The organism is Dokdonella sp., from assembly GCF_036518555.1.
GTDB lineage: Bacteria > Pseudomonadota > Gammaproteobacteria > Xanthomonadales > Rhodanobacteraceae > Dokdonella_A.
The window spans coordinates 1-10,256 of sequence record NZ_DATDMY010000088.1; the positions used below are offsets into that span (position 1 = coordinate 1).

Here is a 10,256-nt window from a genome sequence, read left to right on the forward strand (position 1 = left end):
AGCGCATCCGCAAGAAGTTCATCGCGATCGATCCCGCGTTCGACGCGATCGACACGGTGCATGGTGCAGGGTATCGCTGGAAGCCGTGATCGAAGGCCTGACGTCCGAGGGTCGAAAGCGGGTCCCGACGACCCGAGGGGACACTGACCCTCCCGCGACGCGACGCACTCCGGCCCTCGGCCCTCGTACCTCGGCCTTCGACCCGCGACCCCCGGCCCTCGCCCTATCCCATGTCCCTCCGCTTCAAACTGCTGCTGGTCGCCCTGTCGACGCTCGCATTGCCGTGGGCGGGCTGGCAGTTCGTGCGCCAGGTCGAACTGCTGCTGCGCCAGGGGCAGGAACAATCCCTGCTCGCATCGGCCGGCATGCTCGCCAAGACCGTGGAGGCGCGCGGCATCGCCTGGCCGCCATCGGGGCCCGTGCTCTACCTGCAGCGCGCGAGCGAGCGCATCGTCGTCGACGGCTACGCGGACGACTGGAGTTCGCTGCGTCCTTACGCGCAGGCGCTCGGACCGAGCGAGGACGCACAGAAGCTGCGCGTGACGCTCGCGCGCGACAGGGACACGCTGTACCTGCTCGCCGAAGTGCGCGACGCGACACGCGCGCGCTTCGATCCCGCCGACGCGCGCAGCGCGTTCGGCGACCACGTCGAACTGCTGCTCGCCGACGGTGGGGAGGCGCGTCGCTACCGGCTCACGAGCGCCGCACCCGGCGCGTTCGACGCGCCCGCCGAGGGCGAGGGCGAACGGCTGCCACCACACCTGGCGGGCATGCTGCAGGAGGACGGTTCCGGCTACCGCATCGAGCTGCGCCTGCCGCGCGGGGTCATGCCGGAGCGCATCGGTCTCGCCGTGCGCGATACGGCGCAGGCCGATGCGACGCCGCCCGATCCGCGCCGCCTGATCGCCTATGACGACGGCGCCGCACGATCGCTGCAGCCGCTCGTGCCCGCGCACACGCGCACGCGCCTCGTCGCCGCCGACGGCTGGCTCGTCGCCGACGCCGGGCGGCTCGATACCGCGGGCGTCGCCGCGCGCGACGCGCCCGGCGGGTTCGCCAACGTCGTCTACCGCGTGCTCATCGCGCCCGGCTTCGGCGGCTCGGCGACGCTCGACGGCGAACGGCCGCGCCTCGACGCGAGCGAAGTCTGGCAGGCGCTGTCGGGCGTGCCGGCGACGAGCTGGCGCGCGGTCGATCGCGGCGGCGCGGTCGTGCTCACGGCGGCGATCCCGCTGCAGTCGGCCGACGGCCAGCATGGCGCGCTCGTGCTCGAGCAGGCGAACCGGGCGCTGCCGCTGCTCGCCAACCGCGCGCTGGTCGGCCTCGCCGGCTCGACCCTCGTCGCGCTCGCGATCGCGCTCGCGATCCTGTTCGCGTTCGGCGCCTCGCTGTCGCTGCGCATCCGCCGCCTGCGCGACGCGGCCGAGCGCGCAGTGCGGACGTCCGGACGGCTCGACGGCCCGATGCCGCTCGCCGACGCGCGTGACGAACTCGGCGACCTCGCGCGCAGCTTCGCCAGGCTCGTCGACGAGGTCGCCGCCTACACCGACTACCTCCGCACGCTCGCGTCGAAACTGTCGCACGAGCTCAACACGCCGCTCGCGATCGTCAAGTCCTCGCTCGACAACCTCGAGCACCACGACGTGCCCGCCGCGGCGCGTCCGTACCTCGCGCGAGCGCGCGACGGTGCCGAGCGGCTCGGCACGATCGTGCGGGCGATGAGCGAGGCGAGCAGGATCGAACGCGCGATCGCCTCGGCCGAGGCGGAGGACTTCGACCTGCGTGCGCTCGTCGCCGGTTGTGCCGACGGTTACCGCGCACTCTGCGAAGGACGCGAACTGCGCCTAGAGCTGCCACCCGCACCGGTCCCGTTCCACGGCGCGCCCGACCTCGTCGCGCAGGCGCTCGACAAGCTGTTCGACAACGCGTGCTCGTTCACGCCGCCGGGCGGCTGGATCGCGCTGTCGCTGCAGGTCGGCGCGACCGGCGCGGTCGTGCGCCTCGCCAACCAGGGGCCTTCGCTGCCCGCGGCGATGCAGGAGCGCCTGTTCGACTCGCTCGTGTCGATGCGCGAGGGCAGCGCGCGCGGCGGCGTCGCGCCGCATCTCGGCCTCGGTCTCTACGTCGTGCGCCTCGTCGCCGAACTGCACCAGGGGCGTGCGGGCGCCGCCAACCTCGCCGACGGCAACGGCGTCGTGTTCTCGATCGCGATGTCGGGCATGCCGCGCCGCCGCCTTTCCGACGGCGCCGCGTAGCGCCGCATTTCTTGCTTCCCACGAGGGCGGGCGGCACGTGCTTTGCCGCATCGCGGCGTGTCGTTGCGCGCCTTCGATGTCTTAATCGCGGTACTTTCGCGGACGCGCCCGCGAAGCCTTGGGGTCATTGCATGAAGCTCTTCGCCTCCGTTCTTGCCGTGCTCTGCGCGAGCGCCGTCGCGAACGCGGCCGAATCCGTGACGAGCGGCGACGAGATCGACTACATGCCCTCGGTGATCCGTTCGAGCGACGACGGCGCGCGCATCGTCGTGTTCGAGCGCCTGTCGGCGCCGCCCGCGCTCAGCGGCGATCTCCTGCTCACGCGATCGACGGACGACGGCGCGACCTGGAGCACGCCGGTGGCGATCGTCGCGACGAGTGCGAACGAACGGCACCCGTCGTTGCTGCAGCTCGGTCCGTCGAGCTACGCGTTGTTCTACCTCAAGGGAACCGGCGGCAGTTCGACCTTCCGCCTCTGGCGCGCGACCAGTGCGGACGGGATCGCGTTCCTGGAGCAGAGCCAACTCGACCTCGGCTGGGCGACCGGCGGCGAAGTCAATCCGCACGTGATCCGCCATCCCGACGGGATGTTGACGATGAGTTACCAGCGCCTCCCGGGCGGCAGCTACGTCGCGCAATCGAGCGACGGCGGCGCGACCTGGGATCAACTCAGGACGCCGATCGCCGCAGGCAGCCAACTGCCGCGCATCGCGTTCCGTGCGAGCGACGGCCTCTACCTCGCGAGCTACCAGGTCGGCAGCAGCGCGCTCTCGATGTACGTGAAGACGACCACGGACGTGCACGACTGGAGCGCGGCGCCGCAGGACTTCGCCGTGACCGGCAACAACCACGATTCGCTCCCGGTCGTCATGCCCGACGATGCGTTCGCGCTGTTCTGGATCCGCGCGAACGGCGACCAGTTCGACCTCGCCGTGCGCCGTTCGAGCGACGGCTTGAACTGGAGCAATGCGATCGCGCTCACCGACTCGCCCGACGAGGACGACGTCGAGCCGCACCCGCTCGTCGGCGCGTCGCCGATCGCGGTCGAACTCTACTGGGGCCGCGACGCGCCCGCGGGCAGCCTCACCCACGACATCGTGCGCGAGCCGCATGTGGTCGTCGTCGATGCGATCTTCGCCGACGGCCTCGATCCTGCTTGACGCATTCGCCTCGCAGGGGCCGGCCTGTCGCGACGCAGCATGCCCTGCTATCTTGGCGGGCCGCCCACTCGCAGGCCAAGCCGTGATCACGCAGGACGAATTCGCCGCGCTCGCCGCGCAGGGATACAACCGCATCCCGCTCGTGCGCGAAGTGCTGTCCGATCTCGACACGCCGCTGTCGGTCTACCTCAAGCTCGCCGACGGGCCGTATTCGTACTTGTTCGAATCGGTCGAGGGCGGCGAGAACTGGGGCCGGCATTCGATCATCGGCCTGCCGTGCCGGCGCGTGCACGTGCTGCGCGGGCGCACGCTCACGATCGAGGAACTCGGCGACGTGGTCGAGACGCGCGAGCTCGAGGATCCGCTCGGCGAGATCGAACGCATCCGCGCCGCATACAGGGTCGCGAGCGTGCCGGGCCTGCCCGCGTTCAGTGGCGGCCTCGTCGGGCATTTCGGCTTCGAGACGATCGGCTGGATCGAGCCGCGGCTCGCGCGCGAGGACAAGCGCGACGAGCTCGGCACGGCCGACGCGCTGCTCATGCTCAGCGAGGAAGTCGCGGTGTTCGACAACCTCAAAGGCCGCCTCTATCTCATCGTACACGCCGATCCCGCGCAGCCACAGGCGTATGCGCGCGCGCGCCGGCGCCTCGACGAACTCGCGTTCCGCCTGCGCCACTCCGGCTCGAGCTATCCGGACGTGCTCGATCCGAAGGGACTCGGCGAGGCCGACTTCGAATCGAGCTTCACGCGCGAGCAGTACGAGGCGATGGTCGAGCGCGCGAAGGAGTACATCCGCGCCGGCGACATCTTCCAGGTGGTGCCGTCGCAGCGCCTGTCGGTACCGTTCCGCGCGCGCCCGGTCGACGTCTACCGCGCGCTGCGCGCGCTCAATCCGTCGCCGTACATGTACTTCATCGACCTCGGCCGCACGCAGATCGTCGGTTCGTCGCCGGAGATTCTCGTTCGCCTCAAGCAGGGCCGCGTCGTCGTGCGGCCGATCGCGGGTACGCGTCCGCGCGGCAGGACGCCCGAGGAAGACCTCGCGCTCGAGCAGGAGCTGCTCGCGGACACCAAGGAGCGCGCCGAGCACCTCATGCTGATCGACCTCGGCCGCAACGACGTCGGCCGCGTCAGCAAGACCGGCAGCGTCAAGCTCACCGAGAGCTTCGTGATCGAGCGCTACTCGCACGTGATGCACATCGTCAGTCAGGTCGAAGGCGAGCTGCGCGAGGGCCTGTCCTACATGGACGTGCTCAAGGCGACGTTCCCGGCCGGCACCGTGAGCGGTGCACCGAAGATCCGCGCGATCGAGATCATCCAGGAGCTCGAGCCGCACAAGCGCAACATCTACGCGGGCGCGATCGGCTACATCGGCTGGAACGGCGATGCCGACACCGCGATCGCGATCCGCACCGCGGTGATCCAGGACGGACGCCTCTACGTCCAGGCCGGCGGCGGGGTCGTGTACGACTCCGATCCCGCGAAGGAGTGGGAGGAGACGATGAACAAGGGCCGCGCGCTGTTCCGCGCGGTCGCGCAGGCGGCGGGCGGGTTGTGATTCGAGCGGACTGCACCGCGCGGCGGCCCTGGCCTTCGGTCTTCAGTCGCCCTGCGGGTTGCGAAGGCGCGTAGGGCGGTTCAAGGCGCGCAGCGCTGGAACCGCCTCGGGTTGCGAGATGCATCGAGCCGGACTGCACCGCGCGGTGGCTCCGGCCCTCGGCCTTGAGCCGTCCTACCAAGTTGCGAAGGCGAGTAGGGCGGTTCAAGGCGCGCAGCGCCGGAACCGCCGCCTTCGGTCGTGACGAATCGCTGCGTTCCGGGACCAGGAATCGCCGAGTTCGGACATCGCGCAGAAGACGTATCGCTAGGATGTGCGCATGAAAGCCTATCGCCGCGCATATCAACCCGGTGGGTGCTACTTCTTCACGGTGGTGACCCATCGACGAGTGCAATGGTTGACCGTCGACAGCATGCGTATCCGATTGCGAGAGGCGCTTCTGAAAGTCGCGAAGCAGCGGCCGTTCGGAATCGACGCTTTCGTGCTGCTGCCTGACCACCTTCATGCAGTCTGGCGCCTGCCTCAAGGCGACTGCGATTTCTCGAGCCGATGGAGGCTGATCAAGCACCACGCCTCGACGGGCGGCGGGCCAACCTGCGCCTGGCAGCCGCGATTCTGGGAACACGTGTTGCGGGATGAACGCGACTGGCGCCGCCACGTCGACTACGTCCACTACAACCCAGTCAAACATGGGTTGGCACGCGCGCCGGGAGATTGGCCTTACAGCACGTTTGCGCGCGCGGTTGGACGCGGTTGGTACAGTCCTGATTGGGGGCGTTCGGAGCCCCCAGACCTGCCATCCGACGTCGGAGAATAGCGGCGGCTCCGGCCTTCGGCCTTGAGCCGCCCTACCTCTGAGCGCAGCGTGCCGCAGCATTGCGTAGGGCGGATCAAGGCGCGTAGCGCCGGATCCGCCGCTTCCGATCGTCACGAATGACCGATCCCCCGACCACGAATCAGCGCTTGATCGCAGCGTCGCCCCTGCGTCACGCTTCGCGCTTGCGCAGCCGCGACCTTCCATCGAAACGCTACGAAGCCCTTGCCGACGAGATCGAGGCATCGATTCGCGCGGGCACGTTGCGCACGGGCGATCGCCTGCCCTCGGTGCGCCAGGCCGCGGCCAGTCGCGGCGTGCACGCCTCGACGGTGTTCCAGGCCTACTACCGGCTCGAAGCGCGCGGATTGATCCGCGCGCGGGCACGCTCGGGCTACTACGTCGCCGCGGTGCCGCCGCCGGAATTCGAGCGCGTGTCGGCGCCCGCGGGCGAATCGATCGCGGTCGACGTCGGCGAACGCGTGTTCGCGATCCTCAAGGCGACCATGCGGCGCGACGTCGTGCCGCTCGGCTCGGCGTTCCCGAGCCCGCTGCTGTTTCCGCTCGCGCGCCTCGCACGCACGATGGCGGCGACGGTGCAGCGGCTCGATCCGCGCGCGAGCGTCGACCACCTGCACCAGGGCAACGCGGCGTTGCGCCGGCAGATCGCGTTGCGCTATCTCGTCGACGGCCTCTCGATCGATCCCGACGAGCTCGTCGTCACGAACGGCGCGATGGAAGCGCTGCATCTCGGCCTCGCTGCGGTGACGAAGCCGGGCGACGCGGTCGTGGTCGAATCGCCGACGTTCTATGCCGCGCTGCAGGCGCTCGAGCAGCGCGGCCTGCGCGCGATCGAAGTCGCGACGCATCCGCGCGAGGGCATCGAGCTCGCGGCGCTCGCCGACGTGCTCGAGCGCCTGCGCCCGGCCGCGTGCTGGCTCATGACGAACTTCCAGAACCCGCTCGGAAGCCTGATGCCGGAGCCGAAGAAGCGTGCGCTGGTCGAGCTGCTCGCGCGACACGACACGCCGCTGATCGAGGACGACGTCTACGGAGAGCTGTACTTCGGCGCACGTCGACCGCCGCCGGCGAAGGCCTACGACAACGCCGGACTCGTGCTGCACTGTTCGTCGTTCTCCAAATGCCTTGCGCCCGGCTACCGCATCGGCTGGATCGCGCCCGGTCGCCATCTCCAGGCGGTGGCGCGGCTCAAGCTCTCGACCACGCTGACCGCGTCGACGCCGGCCGAAGCGACGATCGCGGCCTACCTCGAGCACGGCGGTTACGACCGCCACCTGCGCAAGCTGCGCGAGGCGCTCGCGCAGCAGCGCGATGCGATGTTCGCGGCGATCGCGCGACACTTTCCCGCGGCGACGCCGACGACGCGACCGGACGGCGGCTACTTCCTCTGGCTCGAGCTGCCGCCCGGCGTCGACGCGATGCAGGTGCACCGGCGCGCGCTCGCACAGTCGATCAGCGTCGCGCCCGGTCCGATCTTCTCCTCGCGCGCGCAGTTCGAGCGCCACCTGCGGCTCAACTACGGCCATGCCCACGACGAGCGCGTCGACGCCGCGCTCGCGGTGCTCGGTCGCCTCGCGACCCCGTGACTGCGACAATACGCGCAGCCTGATCCGGTCGTTTCGGCGCCAGCTGATCGGTATCCGGCCCGCGCGCGCGGGTATCGTGGCGGCGGTCCACCACCGCGGAGCCGCCCATGGCCGGCAAGATCCTCATCGTCACCGCGCTCGCCGCAATCCTCTACCAGCTCGGCGCGGGCCTCTACTTCATGATGGTCGACCACGGTTCGACCGGCCGCACCGTGCGCGCGTTGACGTGGCGCATCGGCTTGTCGGTCGGCCTCATCGTGGTCGTCATGCTCGGCGTCGCGACCGGCTGGATCCAGCCGCACGGCGTCGCGCCGTAAGCCGGGATGCCGCCAGCATGCTTCGCCTCCTCGCATTCCCGCTCGCCGTGCTCCTGTTGGCCACGTCGCCCGCATTCGCCGATGAAGGCATCGCCGAGCACCTCGCCGCATGCGCGGCCTGCCACGGCGCGCACGGCGAAGGCATGCAAGGCGCCGAGTACGTGCCGCACCTCGCCGGCAAGCCGGCCGGTTATCTGTTCGAGCAGCTCGCGGGCTTCCGCGACGGCCGGCGCGTGAACGCGTCCATGACCTGGCTCGTGCAGTTCGCCGACGATGCATGGCTGCACGAGATCGCCGCGTACTACGCCGCGTTGCCGCCGCGCACGCGGGCCGCCGATACCGGCGCGACGCAGCTCACGCCGGAGCGGCGCGAGCGTGCCGAGCGGCTTGTGCACGAGGGCGACCCGGAACACGGGGTGCCTGCATGCAGCGCGTGCCACGGTGCCGGCCTCGCCGGGCTCGAGCCTGGCATTCCTGCGACGGTGGGCCTGCCCGCCGACTACGTGGTCGCGCAGTTCGGCCACTGGCGCAACGGTTCGCGCCGTGCGCGCGAGCCCGACTGCATGCGCGCGGTCGCGCAGGCGCTGTCGCCGGACGACGTCCGCGCGGTGGCGACGTGGCTGTCGCAACAGCCGAACGCGGACGGCATCCGGCCCGCGCGGGCCGGTGCGTTCGTGCCGCCGGTCCCGTGCGGCGCGCTCGACACGCAGGCCGCGCCGTGAGCGCGCGCCGCCTCCTGTTCGCGCTCGCCTGGCTGCTGCTGCCGTTCGTGTTCGCGGCGGTCGCGATCGCTGCCGTGCTGTTCGCGCGCCAGGGCGGCTTCGAGCCGTACCGCATCCCGCACGGCGCTCGCGTCGTCGCGAGCGATCCGGCGACGCTCGCACGTGGCGAGTACCTCGCGCTCATCGGCAACTGCCGCGCCTGCCACACCCCGCGCGCCGGCGTGCCTTTCGCAGGCGGGCGCGCGTTCGCGACCGGCATCGGCACCGTCTACAGCAGCAACATCACGCCCGATCCGGCACACGGCATCGGCGACTGGTCGGCCGACGAGTTCGCGCATGCGATGCGCCATGGCGTGTCGCGCCGCGGCGCGCTCTACCCGGTGTTTCCGTACGCGCATTTCGCCGACGTCGCCGACGTCGACCTCGATGCCATCTACGCCTGGCTGCGCACGCAGCCCGCGAGCGCGTCTGAGCCACCGCCGAACCGGCTCGAGCCACCCGCGGATTCGCGCGCCGCGCTCGTCGGCTGGCGCATGCTGCACTACCGGCCCGACGCGGCGCGCATCGACCCGAACGATCGCGGCCGCTACCTCGTCGAAGGCCTCGGCCATTGCGCGATGTGCCACAGCGCGCGCGGCGAGCGCGGCTCGCTGCCGCCCGAAGGCCATTTCGCGGGCGGACGCATCCCCGGCATCGGATGGTACGCGCCGCCGCTCGATCGCGTGCAGCTCGAGCGCTACTCCGACCAGGAACTCGCCGACTATCTGCGCACCGGCACGTCCGCGCACGGCATCGCGTACGGGCCGATGGCGGAAGTCGTCTACGCGAGCCTGCGCGCACTCACGCCCGACGACGCGCTCGCGATCGCTCGGCATCTCAAGCAGGTCGAGCCCGCCCCGCTGCGCGCGCCGGCGGGCACCGAAGCGGGCGACGACACGGGCAGCCACGGCGCGCAGGTCTACGCGCGCGCGTGCGCCGATTGCCACGGCAGGGACGGCGAGGGCAAGCCCGGTGCGTATCCGCCGCTGCAGGGTTCGGTCGCCGCGACCGCACCCGACGCGACGAATGCGGTGCGCCTCGTGCTCTACGGCGGCATGCCGCCCACGACCGCGGGCGCGCCGCGACCGCACTCGATGCCGCCGTTCGTTCAGCAGCTCGACGCGGGCGAGATCGCCGCGGTCGTCAACCACGTGCGCCGGCGCTGGGGTGCGCGCGATTCGCGCCTCACCGCGCAGGATGTCGAATCGATGCAGGGCATCGTCGTCGATTGAGCGGGAGTACGATGAACGCATTCTTCGAGACCGGCCTTTCCTTCATCCTGTTCCTGCCGACGTTCGCGATCGTCGGCGCGATCTATTGCATCTGGCCGCGTGCGCCGCGCGGGGCGGCGCGCTGGGCGGTTGACCTCGGCGTGCTCGCGCTCGCGGCGGCGGCGAGCATCGTCGCGATGCGCTGGGGCTTCGACGCGAGCACGGGCAGCGGCGGACATCTATGGCCGCAGATCGTCGCGACCCTGCTCGCCTACGGCGTGTTCCTCGCCGTGCTCGCGCTCTCGTGGCCGTTGCGCGCGCGCTGGCTGCGCGGCCGCGGGCAGGCCTGAATCCGCTCACTGGCTGGATCACGCGGGGCGGAAGGCGATCCGGCACGGCGCACGCGTGATCCGGCGAGCCGCGCAGACCGCGACGGCGTCATCGTGGTGAAGGGCGCGAGCGCCATCGGTGCTTCCTGCAGCGCGCGCTTCGTGCCGACGATGGCGCCGTCCGGCAGGGATTCTTCCTGTGCGCCCGATGTGCTACACATCGAGTGCGTCGCGCATCCGCGTC

Annotated in this window: 9 protein-coding genes; all 9 read left to right on the forward strand. The window is 70.9% G+C overall.

The window, feature by feature from the left end; translation table 11 throughout:
- The first annotated feature begins 230 nt into the window (after positions 1 to 230).
- The 9 genes from VI238_RS05345 (at position 231) to VI238_RS05385 (ending at position 10,033) form a co-directional block, all read left to right on the forward strand.
- Positions 231 to 2,255: an ATP-binding protein gene (locus tag VI238_RS05345; protein ID WP_331649223.1), complete on the forward strand. Its 2,025-nt coding sequence runs from the start codon at positions 231 to 233 to the stop codon at positions 2,253 to 2,255.
- 131 nt (positions 2,256 to 2,386) lie between these two features.
- The gene (locus VI238_RS05350; RefSeq protein WP_331649225.1) at positions 2,387 to 3,415 is read left to right on the forward strand and encodes a sialidase family protein; all 1,029 of its coding nucleotides are present in this window, start codon (positions 2,387 to 2,389) and stop codon (positions 3,413 to 3,415) included.
- A gap of 82 nt (positions 3,416 to 3,497) precedes the next feature.
- A complete protein-coding gene (gene trpE, locus VI238_RS05355; RefSeq protein ID WP_331649227.1) occupies positions 3,498 to 4,973 on the forward strand; it encodes an anthranilate synthase component I in 1,476 nt (491 codons plus the stop codon).
- A 319-nt stretch (positions 4,974 to 5,292) separates the two neighbouring features.
- On the forward strand, positions 5,293 to 5,790 hold the full coding sequence (locus VI238_RS05360) for an REP-associated tyrosine transposase (protein WP_331649229.1): 498 nt from the start codon (positions 5,293 to 5,295) through the stop codon (positions 5,788 to 5,790).
- A gap of 182 nt (positions 5,791 to 5,972) precedes the next feature.
- A complete protein-coding gene (locus tag VI238_RS05365; protein ID WP_331649231.1) occupies positions 5,973 to 7,394 on the forward strand; it encodes a PLP-dependent aminotransferase family protein in 1,422 nt (473 codons plus the stop codon).
- A 107-nt stretch (positions 7,395 to 7,501) separates the two neighbouring features.
- A complete protein-coding gene (locus tag VI238_RS05370) occupies positions 7,502 to 7,711 on the forward strand; it encodes a twin transmembrane helix small protein (RefSeq protein ID WP_331649233.1) in 210 nt (69 codons plus the stop codon).
- A gap of 17 nt (positions 7,712 to 7,728) precedes the next feature.
- Positions 7,729 to 8,433, forward strand: a complete 705-nt coding sequence (locus VI238_RS05375; RefSeq protein ID WP_331649235.1) for a c-type cytochrome — start codon at positions 7,729 to 7,731, stop codon at positions 8,431 to 8,433.
- A complete protein-coding gene (locus VI238_RS05380) occupies positions 8,430 to 9,704 on the forward strand; it encodes a c-type cytochrome (RefSeq protein ID WP_331649237.1) in 1,275 nt (424 codons plus the stop codon). The genes VI238_RS05375 and VI238_RS05380 overlap by 4 nt, the downstream gene beginning before the upstream one ends.
- Positions 9,705 to 9,715: 11 nt before the next feature.
- The gene (locus VI238_RS05385; protein ID WP_331649239.1) at positions 9,716 to 10,033 is read left to right on the forward strand and encodes a hypothetical protein; all 318 of its coding nucleotides are present in this window, start codon (positions 9,716 to 9,718) and stop codon (positions 10,031 to 10,033) included.
- Positions 10,034 to 10,256: the final 223 nt, after the last annotated feature.